The following is a 16,911-nucleotide window of genomic DNA, read 5'->3' as shown; positions in this document are numbered from 1 at the left end:
CCCCCACACCCCCTCCCCAGGCCCGCCCCCCTGGTTGTCCGTCCCGCGTGCGAGGATCGGAGATGTACCTCACACGTGTACACGGCCGGTGAGCCGCAGGAGCGCCGGTGTCGAGGGCGTGGGCCCGGCGCCGGCGAGGCGTTCCCGCGGTGAACGAGAAGACAGGGAGAGTGCGCGATGGCCACGAAGCCGCCCAAGGGTGATCCCGTTCAGGACGCGCCCAAAGTCGCCGAGCCGAAGCACGCCGCGGCGGGGCTGCCGGCCATCGGGCACACGTTGCGCATCGCGCAGCAGCAGATGGGCGTGAAGCGGACCATGCTGACGCTGCTGAACGTCAACCAGAAGGACGGGTTCGACTGCCCGGGCTGTGCCTGGCCGGAGCCGGACCACCGGCACAAGGCGGAGTTCTGTGAGAACGGCGCGAAGGCGGTGGCCGAGGAGGCCACCCTGCGCCGGGTCACTCCGGAGTTCTTCGCCGCGCACTCCGTCGCCGATCTCGCGACCCGCAGTGGTTACTGGCTGGGGCAGCAGGGGCGGCTCACCCACCCCGTGTTTCTGCCCGAAGGGGGCACGCACTACGAGCCGGTGACCTGGGAGCGTGCCTTCGACATCATCGGCGAGGAGATCACCGCCCTCGGCTCCCCCGACGAGGCTGTCTTCTACACCTCGGGACGCACCAGCAACGAGGCCGCGTTCCTCTACCAGCTCTTCGCGCGCGAGCTCGGCACGAACAACCTGCCGGACTGCTCCAACATGTGCCACGAGTCGTCCGGGTCGGCGCTCTCGGAGACCATCGGCATCGGCAAGGGCAGTGTCCTGCTCGAGGACCTCTACAAGGCCGACCTGATCATCGTCGCCGGGCAGAATCCGGGCACGAACCACCCGCGCATGCTCTCCGCCCTCGAGAAGGCCAAGGAGAACGGCGCGAAGATCGTCAGCGTCAACCCGCTGCCCGAGGCCGGTCTGGAGCGGTTCAAGAACCCGCAGACCCCCCAGGGCATGCTCAGGGGTGCCGCCCTCACCGACCTGTTCCTGCAGATCCGCATCGGCGGCGACCAAGCCCTCTTCCGCCTCCTCAACAAGCTGATCCTCGAGACGGAGGGCGCCGTCGACGAGGAGTTCGTCCGCGAACACACCCACGGCTACGAGGAGTTCGCCGCGGCCGCCCGCGCCGCCGACTGGGACGAGACGCTGACAGCGACCGGCCTCACCCGCGCGGACATCGACAAGGTCATGGCCATGGTCCTCGCCTCGCAGCGCACCATCGTCTGCTGGGCCATGGGCCTCACCCAGCACAAGCACTCCGTGCCGACCATCCGCGAGGTCGTCAACTTCCTTCTCCTGCGCGGCAACATCGGCCGCCCGGGCGCGGGCGTGTGCCCGGTGCGCGGTCACTCGAACGTGCAGGGCGACCGCACGATGGGCATCTTCGAGCGGCCCGCCCCGGCCTTCCTGGACGCCCTGGAGAAGGAGTTCGGCTTCGCGCCGCCCCGCGAGCACGGCTACGACGTCGTACGGGCCATCCGCGCACTGCGCGACGGCGAGGCGAAGGTCTTCTTCGCGATGGGCGGCAACTTCGTGGCCGCCACGCCCGACACCGACGTCACCGAGGCAGCCATGCGGCGCGCGCAGCTCACCGTGCACGTCTCGACGAAGCTCAACCGCTCGCACGCCGTCACGGGCGCCCGTGCGCTGATCCTGCCCACCCTCGGCCGCACCGAGCGCGACCTCCAGGGCAGCGGCGAGCAGTTCGTGACGGTCGAGGACTCCATGGGCATGGTGCACGCCTCCCGCGGCCGTCTGGAGCCCGCGAGCGCGCATCTGCTCTCCGAACCGGCGATCGTGTGCCGGCTCGCCCGCCGGGTCCTGGGCGAGGGCAGCAGGGTCCCCTGGGAGGAGTTCGAGAAGGACTACGCGACGATCCGGGACCGTATCGCCCGCGTGATCCCCGGCTTCGAGGACTTCAACGCGCGCGTGACTGTGGCTGCTGGTCGCCCTGGCGGCTTCACGCTCCCGCACGCCCCGCGCGACGAGCGCCGCTTCCCGACGGCGACGGGCAAGGCCAACTTCACGGCGGCTCCGGTCGAGTACCCGAAGGTGCCCGAGGGACGGCTGCTGCTGCAGACGCTGCGGTCGCACGACCAGTACAACACCACGATCTACGGCCTCGACGACCGCTACCGGGGCATCAAGAACGGCCGCCGGGTCGTCATGATCAACCCCGAGGACGCCCGGCTGCTGAACATCGCCGACGGGTCGTACGTCGACCTGGTCGGCGAATGGAAGGACGGGGTCGAGCGGCGGGCGCCCGGCTTCCGGGTGGTGCACTATCCGACCGCCCGGGGCTGCGCGGCCGCCTACTACCCGGAGACCAACGTCCTCGTACCGCTGGACGCCACCGCGGACACCAGCAACACCCCGGCCAGCAAGTCCGTCGTCGTACGTCTGGAACAATCGGCCACCGACTGAGCGTTTGCTCAGTCGACCTTTCACCGACTGAGCACGACGAACGGAGCCGGACCCATGGGCGAGCAGCAGCACGTGAAGTTCCCGCAGGAGGTCATCGACGAGTACGCCGCGCTCGGCGTCGACCTCCCGGCTCTGTTCTCCGCAGGGCACCTCGGCACGCGCATGGGCGTCCAGATAGTGGAGGCGTCCGCCGAGCGGGTCGTCGGGACCATGCCGGTGGAGGGGAACACCCAGCCGTACGGGCTGCTGCACGGCGGCGCCTCCGCGGTGCTCGCCGAGACGCTCGGGTCGGTGGGGTCGATGCTGCATGCCGGCAGTTCCAAGCTCGCGGTCGGCGTCGACCTCAACTGCACCCATCACCGCGGCGTCCGCTCCGGCCTCGTCACCGGCGTGGCCACGCCCCTGCACCGGGGCCGCTCGACGGCGACGTACGAGATCGTGATCAGCGACGAGGCGGGCCGGCGTGTGTGCAGCGCGCGGCTGACCTGCCTGCTGCGGGACGCCGCCCCCGCGCAGCTCCCCGGGCCGGGCAAGGCCGGCTGACGGGTGCCGTCGGACGACCTCCGTAGGGCCTTCGGCACGCACGCCACCGGTGCCGCAAACACGAGCGGGAGCCGGGAAGACCTCGTCTTCCCGGCTCCCGCAACGCCTACGGCTGGGCGTCAGGCTCAGGCCGCGCCTTCACCGAGGTAAGCCGCCCGAATACGCGGGTCGGCCAGCAGATCCTGCGCATCGCCCGACATGGCCACCGAGCCGGTCTCGAGGACGTAACCCCGATTCGCCAGCCCCAGCGCCTGTGTCGCGTTCTGCTCCACCAGCAGCACCGTCGTGCCCTGCTGGTTGATCTCATGGATGATCTCGAAGATCTGCTGCACGATCAGCGGTGCGAGACCCATCGATGGCTCGTCCAGCAGCAGCAGTTCCGGCCGGCCCATCAGAGCGCGCCCGATCGCGAGCATCTGCTGCTCACCACCGGACAGCGTGCCCGCGTACTGCGAACGCCGCTCCGCGAGCCTCGGGAACAGGGTGAACACGCGATCCAGGTCGGCGGAGTCCACCGACTTGAAGCGGTAGGCACCCATCTCCAGGTTCTCGCGCACCGACATCGTCGCGAACACTCGTCGGCCCTCGGGCACATGCCCGATACCGAACTGCACCAGCTCGTGCGACTTGATGCCGTCGATGCGCTCCCCACGCAGGCAGACCTGGCCCTCGCGGGGCTGCAGCATGCCGGAGACGGTGCGCAGCGTCGTGGTCTTGCCGGCGCCGTTACCGCCGAGCAGAGCAACGATCTCGCCCTCGCCGACCGTCAGGTCGATGCCCTTGAGCGCCTCGATGGCACCGTAGAACACCCTGAGGCTCTTCAGCTCCAGCAGCGGGGTGCCCGTACCACCGGTGTCCCCGCCCGGGTCCTTCTCCAGCTCCGTGGTCGTACTCACTGGCCGTCCTCCGCGTCCGACGCCGACTGGTGCTCGTGCTCGGCGATGATCTCCTGGACCGCCGCCGCGTCCTCCGCGGAGGAGCCGAGGTAGGCCTCGATCACGGCGGGGTGCTGCTGCACCTCGCTCGGCGTCCCCTCGGCGATCTTCTTGCCGAAATTGAGCACCATCACGCGGTCCGCCACCGACATCACCAGTCGCATGTCGTGCTCGATCAGCAGCACGCTCACGCCCAGTTCGGTGTTGATACGGCGGATCAGCCCCTCCAGCTCGAGCTTCTCCGTCGGGTTGGTACCCGCCGCCGGCTCGTCCAGCAGCAGCACCTGCGGATCGGTGGCCAGCGCCCGCGCGATCTCCAGGCTGCGCTGATCACCGTAGGACAGGCTGCCCGCGATCTCGTTGAGCTTGTCCTCCAGCCCCACGAACTTCAGCAGCCGGTGCGCCCGCTCGTCACTGAGCCGCTCGGCCTTGCGCGCCTTCGGCAGCCCCAGCATGATCGAGACCGGGCCGGCCTTCAGCCGGGTCTCCGCCGCGATCTTCACGTTCTCCAGCGCGGTGAGCGCCGAGAACAGCCGGATGTTCTGGAAGGTACGCGCCAGCCCCAGCCGGTTGACGATATGCGGCTTGCTGCCGAGCAGGGACTTCTCGCCGCCGTCCTTCGGACGGAAGACGATCTTCCCTTCCTGCGGGGTGTACGCCCCCGTCAAGGAGTTGAACAGCGAGGTCTTCCCCGCGCCGTTGGGGCCGATCACCGCGAGGATCTCGCCCCGCCGCATCTGCAGATTGACATGGTCCAGAGAGGTCAGGCCGCCGAAACGCAGCGTCACATCCCAGGTCTCCAGCACCAGATCCGTGTCAGCGGACGCCGGCCCGCCGACGGCGGCCGACTCGCTCGTCACATCGGTGGTCATCAGAACTTGCCTCCCGCCGGCTCGGACATCGCATCCGCGTCCCCGATGCCTTCCGCCGCCAGCTTCAGCTCACGCTGACGTCGACGGGAAGGCCAGATGCCCTGCGGCCGGTAAATCATCATGATCACAAGCAGTGCGCCCAGGTACATGTACCGGTCGGACGGGTCCACGTAGTCCTTCAGCACCTCGGGCAGCCACACCAGAGCGGCGGCACCGAGCAGCACGCCAGGAATCGAGCCCATACCGCCGAAGATCACATACGCCAGCACCAGGATCGACTGCAGCAGCGGGAAGACCTCGGGGTTGATGTACCCGTACTTGGTGGTGAACACCACGCCCGCGACACCCGACGTCGACGCGCCGATCGCGAACGCCATCAGCTTGAAGCGGACCGTGTCCACGCCGTTGGCCGCCGCCGCGATCTCGTCCTCGCGGATCGCGGTCCACGCCCGGCCCACCCGGGAGTGCTCCAGCCGTGAGAACAGGATGATCACGACCACGATGAAGAACACCAGGAGGTACCAGTACGGCAGTGGATCGATCGACCACTTGTAGGAGATCCCGGCGAAGTCGATCGAGAAGTCGGGAATCATCCGGGCGCCCTGCGGACCGCCCGTAATCCCGTCCGCGTTCTTCGCCACCAGGTAGATGATCTCGTGGAAACCGAGCGTGACGATCGCCAGATAGTCACCGCGCAGACGCAGCGTCGGAGCGCCCAGCAGCAAACCGGTGAGCAGACACGTCGCCACGGCGATCGGAATCACCCAGAACGAGTTCAGCACCACCGGAGGCTCGACCGGCAGCCGCCCCGTCCAGTACGCCGTCGAGTAGGCACCCACCGCGAAGAAGGCGAAGAAGCCGAGGTCCAGCAGACCCGCCCAGCCGATCACCACGTTCAGGCCGATCGCCAGCAGCACGAAGATGGCGATCTGGTCCACCAGCACCGTCTGCCAGTACCGCTGCAGCAGGGAGGGGACCACCAGGGCCAGCACCAGAGCGAGGAGCATCAGACCCCAGCGCAGCCGCTGGTCCGCCTGGATCCGGCCACGTACCGACCCCAGTGGACCGGCCACGCCCGGCTTCGCCTTCGTGGCAACGCCCTTGAGCGCATCGCCCGCGAACTCCCGCAGCGCCCACACGCCCACGGTGAGCGCGAGACAGACCCACAGTCCACCGCCCGTGAACGTGGACTCGATGGAGAAGAAGATGTCCCGCGTGTTGCCCTGCTCGCCCGTCACCAGGGCCAGCAGCACGCCCAGCGCCACCATCGCCCACAGCCGGGAGAACCGCGGCTGCTGGTACCACGCCGTACGACGCAGCCTTGCCGCCTGAGACGGAGTCAGATTCTTGGATGTGTCGACCGCACTCATGCCGCCCTCCCCACTCGCTCACCGAGGATGCCCATCGGACGGAACATCAGCACCAGGATCAGCACCACCATTGCGGAAACGCTTCGCCACTCGTCACCGAGCAGCGGCACCGTCATCGTCTCGACGATGCCGATCAGCACACCGCCGAGCATCGCACCGCGGATGTTGCCGATACCGCCCACCACCGCCGCCGCGAACGCGGTGATGCCGGGGATGAAGCCCATCGTGTACGAGACCTGATTGAGGTTGGCGAACAAGAAGCCCGCCACGCCACCGAGCACACCACCGATGATGAAGGTGCGGGAGATCACCTTGTCGATGTCCACACCCATCAGGCTCGCGACCTCGGCATCCTGCGCCACCGCGCGGATGCCCTTGCCGAGCTTCGTACGGTTCACCAGCAGGTCGAGGCCGATCATCATGACCACAGCCGTCAGGAACTGCAGCAGCTGAGTGATGTTCACCCCCGCCCCGAAGATGCTGAACACCGTTTTGTTCTCGTACATCTCCGGCAGCGGCAGCGGGTCACGGCCGAAGAGCTTGCCGGCCAGGTTGTAGAGGAAGAAGGAGGCGCCGATAGCGGTGATCAGAAAGATCAGGCGAGGCGCACCACGTCTGCGCAACGGCCGGTACGCGACCTTCTCGAGACCGTACGCCGTCACACCGCCGAACAACGCCGATCCGGCCATGGCAAGTGCGACGAAGCCGATCGAGGCCAGCGCCGACGGGCTGTCCCCCGGATCGACGAGAGTGAGAACCACAAGGCTGCCGTAACCGCCCATCATGAAGACCTCGCTGTGAGCGAAGTTGATGAGCTGCAGCACACCATAGACAAGGGTGTAGCCGATGGCGATGACGGCATACAGCGAGCCGAGCATCAGCCCTAGGACGAGATAGTCCCAGAACTCCTGAAGGGACATGCGGTTGAACTTCCTGTAGGAACCGGGCAAGCCGCCGGGCTCGGATCGCCAGGGCGGCCCGCGGAAAATCGTGCGGATCAGTCAACGGCTGCGCCTGCTTGCGCACTTCACAGACAAGGGGCCGGGAGAGAAAGTGTCCCCCGACCCCCATCACATGGCGTCAGCCGCCGGAGCCCGGCCTCAGCCGATCAGCTCGTTGACGTTGCCCTGGTACGCGATCTTTCCGCTCTTCACCTGGTAGACGAAGACGTCCGTACCCTTGAACTCACCGTTCTTCTCGAAGGAGAACGTCTTGGTCAGACCCTTGTAGGAGGCCTTGGAAAGGGCGTCGCGCAGAGCCTCGCGCTCGACGTCGCCGCCCGTCTTCTTGATCTCCGCGATGATCATGTTGGCGACGTCGTACGCCTCGGCGGAGTAGGTACCCGGAGCCCGGTTGAACTCCTTCTGGTAGTCCTCCGCGAACTTCTTCGTACCCGCCTCGACGGTCGCGTCGGTGCAGGGGCAGGTCAGGTACCAGTTCTCGGAGGCGTCACCGGCGAGCTCCACGAACTTGACGTCGTTCGAACCGTCACCCGAGATCGCCGCACCCTTGAAGCCCGCGTCCGACAGCTTCTTCGCGAACGGCGCCAGGTCCTGGTAGTAACCGGCGTAGATCAGCGCGTCCGCCTTGGAGTTGACGACATCCTTCGCGGTGGCGCTGTAGTCGGGCGTCTTCTGCGGGACGCTCTTCTTCACGACCGAGACGCCGGCCGACTTCAGGGTCTCCTCGGCGACCTTGGACAGACCCACGCCGTAGTCGGTCTTGTCATCGATCAGGTAGACCTTCTTGGCGCCTATCTTCTTCGCGAAGAAGTCGCCCATGGCCTTGCCCTGCATGTTGTCGTTGGGAACGGCCCGCAGGAGGCTCGCGAAGCCGTTGGCCTCGTCCGTCAGCGACGGGTTGGTGGCCGACGGGCTCACCGTCACCAGACCGGCCTCCGCGTACAGCGGCGAAGCCGAGTTGGTCGGACCCGAGAAGGCGGGACCGACGACGGCCTTGACGTCCGGGTCGTCGATCACCTTCTGTGCGGCGGTCGGCGCCTTGTCCGGCAGACCCTGGTCGTCGGCAGCCACGTACTCCAGCTTGAAGTCGAGGTCACCACTCGCGTTGGCCTGCTTGATCGCCAGCTGCACACCGTTCTGCATGTTCTCACCCAGGGCGACGTTGTCGCCGGAGAGCGGCCCCTCGAAGGCAATCTTCACAGTGGAGCCACCACTACCGGAGTCGCCACCGCCACAACCGGTGAGCGCCAGCGCTCCAACGGCCACCGGAATGGCCAGCTTGACGATGGTCTTGTTCAGCACTAAGCACTCCCTGGCCCGAACGATGATGGCGTAGAAGAACTCGTGATCCCCTACGCGGACACCGCTTATCCCTACGGTGTGCGGGGAATCTAATCGGGTTGCCAGCCAGTCGGATAGGTGGTCCACGGATGTGTGATCGCCCTGTGACCTCGGATATCCGCCGGATACAGAACACCGCCGACCGGCCGGCGGACGTTTCGGCCATCACACAGCACTCGGAAGATCTTCATACGAACCTCACGACCGGCCGCCGACCTGCACAGAACCAGACAAGCAGCCACCAAACGGAAGCACCCCAGACATGCCCCAACCCACACAACGCGCGGGCACCTTGGAACCACCGGAGGTCGGACCGGAAAACAGCCGGAAACAAACCGCACTCGCCGCACTCGCAGGCCTTCTGCTCGGAGCGGGAATCGCCACCGCGACCGCAACCGCGCTCTGGCCACACCAGCCCGCCCCCACCCTGCGCCCACTGGAAGCAGCGCCCGGAACGGACTCCGTCCGCAGCGGAAACCTTCAGTTCGACGCCACCGGCCTGCGCTGCGGAATCACCACCGTCATCGGCACCCACGGCGAACACTGGGCCAAGGGCCGCCTCTGCCGCATCCGCCTCACCATCACCTCACAGGACTCCGTCTTCGGCCAGATCGACAACGACCTCCACCGGCTCGTCCTCGACAACGGCAGCGAACTCCCCCTCGACCGCGAAGCCACCCAGATCAAACGCCAGCCACTACGCACCGAAGTCGCCGCACACGGCGCCATCACCTACGACCTCTGGTACGACCTGCCCCACAGCCGACACCCCACCGCACTGCGCGTCCGCGCCAACGACACGGAGCCCCCGGCCACCATCCCGCTCCCCCGACGGGACTGGACCGAAGGCTCCGCCTGATCACACAGACGAAACGCGCCCGGCGCTACTGCCGCGCCTTCTTCTCCTCGGAGTCCTGAATGACCGCCTCGGCGACCTGCTGCATGGACATCCGCCGGTCCATGGAGGTCTTCTGGATCCACCGGAAGGCGGCCGGCTCGGTCAGCCCGTACTCCGTCTGGAGGATGGACTTCGCCCGGTCCACCAGCTTCCGCGTCTCCAGGCGCAAGGTGAGGTCGGCGACCTCCTTCTCCAGCTCCTTCAGCTCCGTGAACCGCGACACGGCCATCTCGATGGCGGGCACGACGTCACTCTTGCTGAAGGGCTTCACGAGATAGGCCATCGCACCGGCGTCCCGAGCCCGCTCGACCAGATCGCGCTGCGAGAACGCCGTCAGCATCAGCACCGGGGCGATGCTCTCCTCGGCGATCTTCTCGGCCGCGGAAATACCGTCCAGCTTCGGCATCTTCACATCGAGGATGACGAGGTCGGGCTTGTGCTCGCGGGCCAGCTCGACGGCCTGCTCGCCGTCCCCGGCCTCGCCGACGACGGTGTACCCCTCTTCTTCGAGCATCTCTTTGAGATCGAGCCGGATCAGTGCCTCGTCCTCGGCGATGACGACACGGGTCGTCAGCGGAGGCACGTGCGACTTGTCGTCGTCGGGCGCGTCTACGGGCTGGGGCGACTCGGGGGCGGTCACGGGGGCTCCTTGTTACGGGCCGGGCAGGTGCTGCTGCCTATGCAGCCTACCTAGAGGCGGGGAGGTGCGGTGACCCGGTACACTTCCCGACAGGGACCTAGCCAGCCCGGTTGGTGGAACAGGCGAGACACGCGGCGCTCAAACCGCCGTGCCTTTCGGGGCGTGTGGGTTCGAATCCCACACCGGGCACTGCAGTCCAAAGCGGAGGATCACGTTCGCGTGGTCCTCCGCTTTTTCGTACGCGGGGTCACGGCCAGTGACACAAAGTGGCCGCATGAACGTTCACGGCACGGAAGTGCGACAGAAGGCGCTCACGCTTCTGCGCAGCGGCGTAAGGAACGTCGATGTAGCACGACGTTTCAACATCCCACCCGGCACCATCGGCAAGTGGCTCCATGTGGACCGCGCGAAGCGCGGCGAATGCCCCGGACGGCGCAGCTCCCCGTGCCCCCGCTGCGACGGCCGTCAACTCGACGAGGTGGCGTACAGCTACCTTCTCGGCCTCTACCTCGGCGACGGCTACATCGTCCAGTGGTCGGGCCACAGAGCGCCCAGCCTTGTGATCACATGCGACGACGCGTGGCCCGGACTCATGGACGAGTGCGAGCTGGCTATGCGTGCTGTCTTCCCAAACAACTCGGTCTGCCGCGCCAGCAAAGGCGGCTGCCACGACCTGAAGCTCTGCTCCACCCACGTCCATTGTGTGTTTCCGCAGCACGGTCCCGGCAAGAAACACGAGCGCCCCATCATCCTCGAATCCTGGCAGCAGGACATAGTCGATGCCCACCCATGGGAGTTCATCCGCGGCCTGATCCACTCCGACGGCTGCCGCATCACCAACTGGACCACTCGCCTCGTCCGCGGTGAACGCAAGCGCTATGAATACCCACGCTACTTCTTCACCAACAAGTCGGACGACATCCGGAAGCTCCTCACGGATACCCTCGACAGTGTTGGCGTCGAGTGGACAGCACTCGCTCGCGGCAACGACGCCTACAACATCTCCATCGCCCGCAAAGCCTCCGTAGCCCTCATGGACACCCACGTAGGCCCCAAGCACTAACCACAAAGGGCCCCTCCTCAAGAGGGGCCCTCCGCCGACTACTTGGGACTGTCGTCCTCCCCGATGTGATGCACCCGCACCATGTTCGTCGAGCCCGACACCCCCGGGGGCGAACCGGCCGTAATCACGACCGTGTCGCCCTTCTTGCAGCGGCCGTACTTCAACAACAGCTCATCCACCTGGTCGACCATCGCGTCCGTCGACTCCACATGCGGCCCCAGGAACGTCTCCACGCCCCACGTCAGATTCAGCTGGGACCGCGTCGCCGGCTCCGGCGTGAACGCCAGCAGCGGGATCGGTGAGCGGTAGCGGGACAGGCGGCGGGCCGTGTCGCCGGACTGGGTGAAGGCGACCAGGAACTTCGCGCCCAGGAAGTCGCCGATCTCGGCCGCCGCGCGGGCGACCGCGCCGGCCTGGGTGCGGGGCTTGTTGCGTTCGGTCAGGGGCGGCAGGCCCTTGGTGAGGATGTCCTCCTCGGCCGCCTCGACGATCTTCGCCATGGTCCGGACGGTCTCGATGGGGTACTTGCCGACGCTGGTCTCGCCGGACAGCATCACCGCGTCCGTGCCGTCGATCACCGCGTTCGCGACATCGCTCGCCTCCGCCCTCGTCGGGCGGGAATTGTCGATCATGGAGTCGAGCATCTGCGTCGCGACGATGACCGGCTTGGCGTTGCGCTTGGCCAGCTTGATGGCACGCTTCTGGACGATCGGGACCTGTTCCAGGGGCATTTCGACGCCCAGGTCCCCTCGCGCGACCATGATGCCGTCGAAGGCGGCCACGATGTCGTCGATCGCCTCGACCGCCTGCGGCTTTTCCACCTTGGCGATGACGGGGAGGCGGCGGCCCTCCTCGTCCATGATGCGGTGGACGTCCTCGATGTCGCGGCCGGAGCGGACGAAGGACAACGCGATGACGTCGAAGCCGGTGCGCAGGGCCCAGCGCAGGTCTGCCTCGTCCTTCTCCGAGAGGGCGGGTACCGAGACGGCGACACCCGGCAGGTTGAGGCCCTTGTTGTCGGAGACCACGCCTCCCTCGACCACCGTCGTGTGGACGCGCGGTCCGTCGACCGAGGTGACCTCCAGGCAGACCTTGCCGTCGTCGACGAGGATGCGTTCGCCGGGGGTGACGTCGCCGGCGAGGCCGGGGTAGGTGGTCCCGCATTGCTGGCGGTCGCCTTCGGCGCCCTCTTCGACGGTGATGGTGAAGGTGTCCCCGCGTTCAAGGAGTACGGGTCCTTCGGTGAAGCGGCCGAGGCGGATCTTCGGGCCTTGAAGGTCGGCGAGGATGCCGACGCTGCGGCCGGTCTCGTCGGAGGCCTTGCGTACGTGCTGGTAGCGCTCCTCGTGGTCGGCGTAGCTGCCGTGACTGAGGTTGAAGCGGGCAACGTCCATTCCGGCGTCGACCAGTGCCTTTATCTGGTCGTACGAGTCGGTGGCGGGGCCCAGGGTGCAGACGATTTTCGCTCGGCGCATGTTTCGACTCTATGACTTACCGGCGGGTAGAGAATTGGCCGCGTATGACTACTCAACAACCTTTGTGTGAAGGGCTATTGACAAGTGTTGAATTGTGCGGCGGGGTGCTCCGATGAGCGTTCGAAGCACCCCCGCCGCACCCCGAAGCACGTCATTGCCGTTCGGTTCACAGCCGTGGCGGCATCATCGTAAAGCGGGCGTTGACTTGCGCGTAGACATGCTGGCGCTGGGGTTCGAGGTCGAGGGGGGCGGCCGCGGCGTCCTCCGCGGCGCCGTAGGCCATGGAGCGCATCCGGCTGCCGGGGGCCTGTGGGTAGGGCGGCGGGGCGTTCTCCGCGCCGATGTCGGCGAGTTCCACCAGCGCGGCCAGGGAGGTTCCCAGTGCCTCCGCGTACTCCCTTGCCCGCTGTACCGCCTCCCGTACCGCCTGCTGCCGTGCTTCCCGGTGGGCCGGTGAGTCGGGGCGCAGGGCCCAGTAGGGGCCGTCCACGCGGGTGAGGTCCAGGTCGGCCAGGCGTGTGGTGAGTTCGCCGAGTGCCGTGAAGTCGGTGAGTACGGCGGTGATGTGGACGCGGCCGTGGTAGGCGTGGACGCGCTCGCCGCGGCCCTTGTCCTTGAGTTCGGGGCTGATGGAGAAGGCGCCGGTCTCCAGTCGCTCGACCTCGTCGCCGTAGGTCTTGACGAGGTCGAGGACGGTGGCGTTGCGGCGGGTGAGGTCGTCCAGGGCGGCGCGGCGGTCCTTGCCGCGGGAGGTCACGGTGATGCCGATGCGGGCGATCTCGGGGTCGACCTCGAGGCGGGCCTCACCGCGGACGGCGATGCGGGGGGCGTCGGGGGTGCCGTAGGGGACGGCGGGCTGAAGTTCCTCTGAAGGGGTGGTCATACGTCCCACTCTGTCATCGCTTGCTGGGTTACAGCCCTCGTAGGTCACCAGATCGAAATCTGTGGGGACTGTTGCCGCTCGGCATGGTCAGGTCAGAATCTACGCGCGTTGTTGACCATTCGCCTGGGAGAAACACTCATGCCGTTGAACCGCCGGAAGTTCCTAAAGAAGTCCGCCGTGACCGGAGCGGGGGCAGCGCTGGCCACCACGGCGGCCGCCCCGGCGGCGCAGGCCGCTCAGACGGCGGCGGGTTCCCGGCCGGCGAAGCGGTACGCGCTGACGGTGATGGGCACGACCGATCTGCACGGTCACATCTTCAACTGGGACTACTTCAAGGACGCCGAGTACACCGACGCCAAGGGCAACGCCCAGGGCCTGGCGCGGGTGTCGACGCTGGTGAACCAGGTCCGGGAGGAGAAGGGCCGCCGCAACACGCTGCTCATCGACGCGGGTGACACGATCCAGGGCACCCCGCTGACGTACTACTACGCGAAGGTGGACCCGATCACCGCCAAGGGCGGCCCGGTGCACCCGATGGCGCAGGCGATGAACGCGATCGGGTTCGACGCGGTGGCGCTGGGCAACCACGAGTTCAACTACGGCATCGAGACGCTGCGCAAGTTCGAGGAGCAGTGCGATTTCCCGCTGCTGGGTGCGAACGCGCTGGACGCGAAGACGCTGAAGCCCGCCTTCCCGCCGTACTTCATGAAGAGGTTCTGTGTGCCGGGCGCCCCGCCGGTGAAGGTCGCCGTGCTCGGTCTGACGAACCCGGGCATCGCGATCTGGGACAAGGCGTACGTCCAGGGCAAGTTGACGTTCCCGGGGCTGGAGGAGCAGGCGGCGAAGTGGGTGCCGAAGCTGAAGGCGATGGGCGCGGACGTGGTGATCGTGTCGGCGCACTCCGGCTCCTCGGGGACGTCGTCGTACGGTGACCAGCTGCCGTACATCGAGAACTCGGCGGCGCTGGTGGCGCAGCAGGTGCCGGACATCGACGCGATCCTGGTCGGCCACGCGCACGTGGAGATCCCGGAGCTGAAGGTCACCAACGCCAAGACGGGGAAGACGGTCGTCCTGTCGGAGCCGCTGGCCTACGCGGAGCGGCTGTCGCTGTTCGACATCCAGCTGGTCTTCGCCAAGGGCTGCTGGAGTGTCGAGTCCGTCTCGTCCAAGGTGCTCAACTCGAACTCGGTGGCCGACGACCCGAAGATCACCAAGCTGCTGACGGATGAGCACGAGAAGGTCGTCAAGTACGTCAACCAGGTCGTGGGCACGGCCACCGAGGTGCTGACGACGGTCGAGGCCCGCTACAAGGACGCCCCGATCATCGACCTGATCACCAAGGTCCAGGAGGACGTGGTCAAGACGGCGCTGGCGGGCACGGAGTACGCCTCGCTGCCCGTCATCGCGCAGGCCTCCCCCTTCTCGCGCACCTCGGAGATCCCGGCCGGCGAGGTGACGATCCGGGATCTGTCGAGCCTGTATGTGTACGACAACACGCTGGTCGCGAAGCTGATGACGGGTGCGCAGCTCAAGGCGTACCTGGAGTATTCGGCGGAGTACTTCGTGCAGACGGCGCCGGATGCGACGGTCGACGTGGAGAAGCTGACGAACGCGAACAACCGGCCGGACTACAACTACGACTACGTGTCGGGGCTTTCGTACGAGATCGACATCGCTCGGGCGGCCGGTTCGCGGATCAAGAACGTGACCTACAACGGTGCCGCTCTGGACGATGCGCAGAAGTTCGTGTTCGCGGTGAACAACTACCGGGCCAATGGCGGCGGGGCGTTCCCGCATGTGGCGTCGGCTCAGGAGCTGTGGGCGGAGTCGACGGAGATCCGCACCCGGATCGCGGAGTGGGTGACTGCGAAGGGTGTGCTGGACCCGAAGGACTTCGCGTCGGTGGACTGGAAGTTGACGCGGAACGGTACGCCGGTGTTCTGAGCGGCAGGTGTGTGAGGCGCCTGAACTGCCCTTCTTTCCTGGGGCGGTCAGGCGCCTTTTGCGTATGCGGAGTATGCGGAATCCCGGCCTGCCCCCGTCAGCCCTTGAGTTGGACGACGGTTCCGCGTTGAGCGCCGATCGTGCGGGAGCGGACCTGGCGCGGTAGGGCCGGGTCCAGGCCGAAGGTGGTGAAGGCCGTGCGGGTGGGCAGGGGGTAGGCCTCCCTGCCCGTGACGGAGTTGAGGATGGCGGCGCTGCGCCAGGCGGCGAGGCCGAGGTCGGGGGTGCCGATGCCGTGGGTGTGGCGTTCGGCGTTCTGGACGTAGATGTTGCAGCCGGAGCCGGTGACGGACGGGTCCATGACCAGGCGGTACTGGTCGTCGATGCGGGGGCGCTCCCGGCTGTCGAGGCGCAAGTAGGGGTCGAGGCCGGCGAGGATGCGGCTGAGGGGGCGTTCGCGGTAGCCGGTGGCCAGGACGACTGCGTCGGTGGTGAGGCGCGAGCGGGTGTTCTGGTGGATGTGCTCCAGGTGGAGTTCCACCTTGGTCGTGGCGAGACGGCCGGCGGTGCGGACGCGGACGCCGGGGGTGAGGACGGTGTCGGGCCAGCCGCCGTTCAGGGTGCGGCGGTAGAGCTCGTCGTGGATGGCGGAGAGGGTGCCGGCGTCGATGCCCTTGTGGAGCTGCCACTGGGAGGCGACGAGCTTGTCGCGGACGGGTTCGGCGAGGGCGTGGAAGTAACGGGTGTAGTCGGGCGTGAAGTGCTCCAGGCCGAGCTTGGAGTACTCCATGGGTGCGAAGGCATCGGTACGGCCGAGCCAGTGGAGCCCCTCGCGTCCGACGGGGCGGCGTCGGAGCAGGTCCAGGAAGACCTCGGCGCCGGACTGGCCCGACCCGATGACGGTGACATGGTCGGCGGCGAGGAGCGTCTCGCGGTGGTCGAGGTAGTCGGCGGCGTGGATGACGGGGACGCCGGGCGCCTCGACGAGGGGCTTGAGCGGGTCGGGGACGTCGGGTTCGGTGCCGATGCCCAGGACGACGTTCTTGGTGTAGGTACGGCCGAGTGCCTCGGCCTCGCCGTCGGGGCCGAGCTGGGTGAAGTCGACCTCGAAGACGTCGTGTTCGGGGTTGAAGCGGACGGCGTCGACCTGGTGGCCGAAGCCCAGTCCTGGGAGGTTCTCGCAGACCCAGCGGCAGTAGGCGTCGTACTCGGCGCGCTGGATGTGGAAGCGCTCGGCGAAGTAGAAGGGGAAGAGCCGGTCGCGGGTCCTGAGGTAGCTGAGGAAGGACCAGGGGCTGGCGGGGTCGGCGAGTGTCACCAGGTCGGCGAGGAAGGGGACTTGGAGGCGGGCGCCGTCGATGAGGAGGCCGGGGTGCCAGGCGAAGGCGGAGCGCTGCTCGTAGAAGACGGCGTCGAGTTCGGTGAGGGGGTGGGCGAGGGCGGCGAGGGAGAGGTTGAAGGGGCCGATGCCGATGCCGACGAGGTCGCGGGGGGTGTCGGGTTCGTGGCCCGGGGG

The 16,911-nt window shown here is 67.3% G+C and carries 14 protein-coding genes and 1 tRNA gene; 6 read left to right on the top strand and 9 right to left on the bottom strand.

The genetic code is table 11. The features are described 5' to 3' along the window. Nucleotides 1–177: 177 nt before the first annotated feature. The gene (locus ADL12_RS11165; protein WP_062701102.1) at nucleotides 178–2,469 is read left to right on the top strand and encodes an FdhF/YdeP family oxidoreductase; all 2,292 of its coding nucleotides are present in this window, start codon (nucleotides 178–180) and stop codon (nucleotides 2,467–2,469) included. Nucleotides 2,470–2,523: 54 nt separating this feature from the next. Then, entirely contained in the window at nucleotides 2,524–3,012 is a 489-nt protein-coding gene (locus ADL12_RS11160; RefSeq protein WP_062701100.1) for a hotdog fold thioesterase, read from the top strand. Nucleotides 3,013–3,137: 125 nt separating this feature from the next. Here the strand turns inward: ADL12_RS11160 and ADL12_RS11155 are convergent, their stop codons facing one another. From ADL12_RS11155 to ADL12_RS11135, 5 genes are all read right to left on the bottom strand, one after another. Then, on the bottom strand, nucleotides 3,138–3,908 hold the full coding sequence (locus ADL12_RS11155; protein ID WP_079051967.1) for an ABC transporter ATP-binding protein: 771 nt from the start codon (nucleotides 3,906–3,908) through the stop codon (nucleotides 3,138–3,140). Further along, entirely contained in the window at nucleotides 3,905–4,819 is a 915-nt protein-coding gene (locus tag ADL12_RS11150) for an ABC transporter ATP-binding protein (protein WP_062701099.1), read from the bottom strand. Before ADL12_RS11150 ends, ADL12_RS11155 begins: the two co-directional genes overlap by 4 nt. Further along, complete coding sequence (locus ADL12_RS11145; RefSeq protein ID WP_062701097.1) at nucleotides 4,819–6,189, bottom strand: branched-chain amino acid ABC transporter permease; 1,371 nt, start codon at nucleotides 6,187–6,189, stop codon at nucleotides 4,819–4,821. The genes ADL12_RS11150 and ADL12_RS11145 overlap by 1 nt, the downstream gene beginning before the upstream one ends. After that, nucleotides 6,186–7,109, bottom strand: a complete 924-nt coding sequence (locus ADL12_RS11140; protein WP_062701096.1) for a branched-chain amino acid ABC transporter permease — start codon at nucleotides 7,107–7,109, stop codon at nucleotides 6,186–6,188. Before ADL12_RS11140 ends, ADL12_RS11145 begins: the two co-directional genes overlap by 4 nt. Nucleotides 7,110–7,289: 180 nt before the next feature. Next, the gene (locus tag ADL12_RS11135; protein ID WP_062701094.1) at nucleotides 7,290–8,453 is read right to left on the bottom strand and encodes a branched-chain amino acid ABC transporter substrate-binding protein; all 1,164 of its coding nucleotides are present in this window, start codon (nucleotides 8,451–8,453) and stop codon (nucleotides 7,290–7,292) included. 301 nt (nucleotides 8,454–8,754) lie between these two features. Between ADL12_RS11135 and ADL12_RS11130 the strand changes: the two genes are divergently transcribed. Beyond that, on the top strand, nucleotides 8,755–9,351 hold the full coding sequence (locus tag ADL12_RS11130) for a hypothetical protein (protein WP_062701092.1): 597 nt from the start codon (nucleotides 8,755–8,757) through the stop codon (nucleotides 9,349–9,351). 25 nt (nucleotides 9,352–9,376) lie between these two features. Here ADL12_RS11130 and ADL12_RS11125 read toward each other — a convergent pair whose 3' ends face one another. After that, nucleotides 9,377–10,030 (bottom strand): ANTAR domain-containing response regulator, encoded by a 654-nt coding sequence (locus ADL12_RS11125; RefSeq protein WP_062701090.1) that lies wholly within the window; start codon nucleotides 10,028–10,030, stop codon nucleotides 9,377–9,379. 104 nt (nucleotides 10,031–10,134) lie between these two features. Between ADL12_RS11125 and ADL12_RS11120 the strand changes: the two genes are divergently transcribed. Then, nucleotides 10,135–10,219, top strand: a tRNA-Leu gene (locus ADL12_RS11120). A gap of 85 nt (nucleotides 10,220–10,304) precedes the next feature. Then, nucleotides 10,305–11,093, top strand: coding sequence for a hypothetical protein (locus ADL12_RS11115; protein ID WP_062701088.1), 789 nt, complete (start codon nucleotides 10,305–10,307; stop codon nucleotides 11,091–11,093). Between the two features lie 38 nt (nucleotides 11,094–11,131). On the opposite strand, the gene pyk is transcribed toward ADL12_RS11115, so the two are convergent. After that, on the bottom strand, nucleotides 11,132–12,568 hold the full coding sequence (gene pyk, locus ADL12_RS11110) for a pyruvate kinase (protein WP_062701086.1): 1,437 nt from the start codon (nucleotides 12,566–12,568) through the stop codon (nucleotides 11,132–11,134). Between the two features lie 166 nt (nucleotides 12,569–12,734). Then, nucleotides 12,735–13,451, bottom strand: a complete 717-nt coding sequence (locus ADL12_RS11105) for an SIMPL domain-containing protein (RefSeq protein WP_062701085.1) — start codon at nucleotides 13,449–13,451, stop codon at nucleotides 12,735–12,737. Between the two features lie 138 nt (nucleotides 13,452–13,589). Here ADL12_RS11105 and ADL12_RS11100 point away from each other — a divergent pair, with 138 nt between their 5' ends. Further along, a complete protein-coding gene (locus tag ADL12_RS11100) occupies nucleotides 13,590–15,395 on the top strand; it encodes a bifunctional metallophosphatase/5'-nucleotidase (RefSeq protein WP_062701083.1) in 1,806 nt (601 codons plus the stop codon). Between the two features lie 97 nt (nucleotides 15,396–15,492). Here ADL12_RS11100 and ADL12_RS11095 read toward each other — a convergent pair. Next, the coding region (locus ADL12_RS11095) for a lysine N(6)-hydroxylase/L-ornithine N(5)-oxygenase family protein (RefSeq protein ID WP_062701082.1) at nucleotides 15,493–16,911 on the bottom strand (1,419 nt) is incomplete at its 5' end.

Source organism: Streptomyces regalis (genome assembly GCF_001509475.1).
GTDB lineage: Bacteria > Actinomycetota > Actinomycetes > Streptomycetales > Streptomycetaceae > Streptomyces > Streptomyces regalis.
This window is presented reverse-complemented; position numbering and strand designations above follow the sequence as displayed.

Coding starts and splice junctions, on each gene's coding strand:
- ADL12_RS11150 (WP_062701099.1), bottom strand. CDS start 4,819: ATGACCACCGATGTGACGAGCGAGTCGGCCGCCGTCGGCGGGCCGGCG.
- ADL12_RS11105 (WP_062701085.1), bottom strand. CDS start 13,451: ATGACCACCCCTTCAGAGGAACTTCAGCCCGCCGTCCCCTACGGCACC.
- ADL12_RS11140 (WP_062701096.1), bottom strand. CDS start 7,109: ATGTCCCTTCAGGAGTTCTGGGACTATCTCGTCCTAGGGCTGATGCTC.
- pyk (WP_062701086.1), bottom strand. CDS start 12,568: ATGCGCCGAGCGAAAATCGTCTGCACCCTGGGCCCCGCCACCGACTCG.
- ADL12_RS11165 (WP_062701102.1), top strand. CDS start 178: ATGGCCACGAAGCCGCCCAAGGGTGATCCCGTTCAGGACGCGCCCAAA.
- ADL12_RS11160 (WP_062701100.1), top strand. CDS start 2,524: ATGGGCGAGCAGCAGCACGTGAAGTTCCCGCAGGAGGTCATCGACGAG.
- ADL12_RS11130 (WP_062701092.1), top strand. CDS start 8,755: ATGCCCCAACCCACACAACGCGCGGGCACCTTGGAACCACCGGAGGTC.
- ADL12_RS11115 (WP_062701088.1), top strand. CDS start 10,305: ATGAACGTTCACGGCACGGAAGTGCGACAGAAGGCGCTCACGCTTCTG.
- ADL12_RS11145 (WP_062701097.1), bottom strand. CDS start 6,189: ATGAGTGCGGTCGACACATCCAAGAATCTGACTCCGTCTCAGGCGGCA.
- ADL12_RS11100 (WP_062701083.1), top strand. CDS start 13,590: ATGCCGTTGAACCGCCGGAAGTTCCTAAAGAAGTCCGCCGTGACCGGA.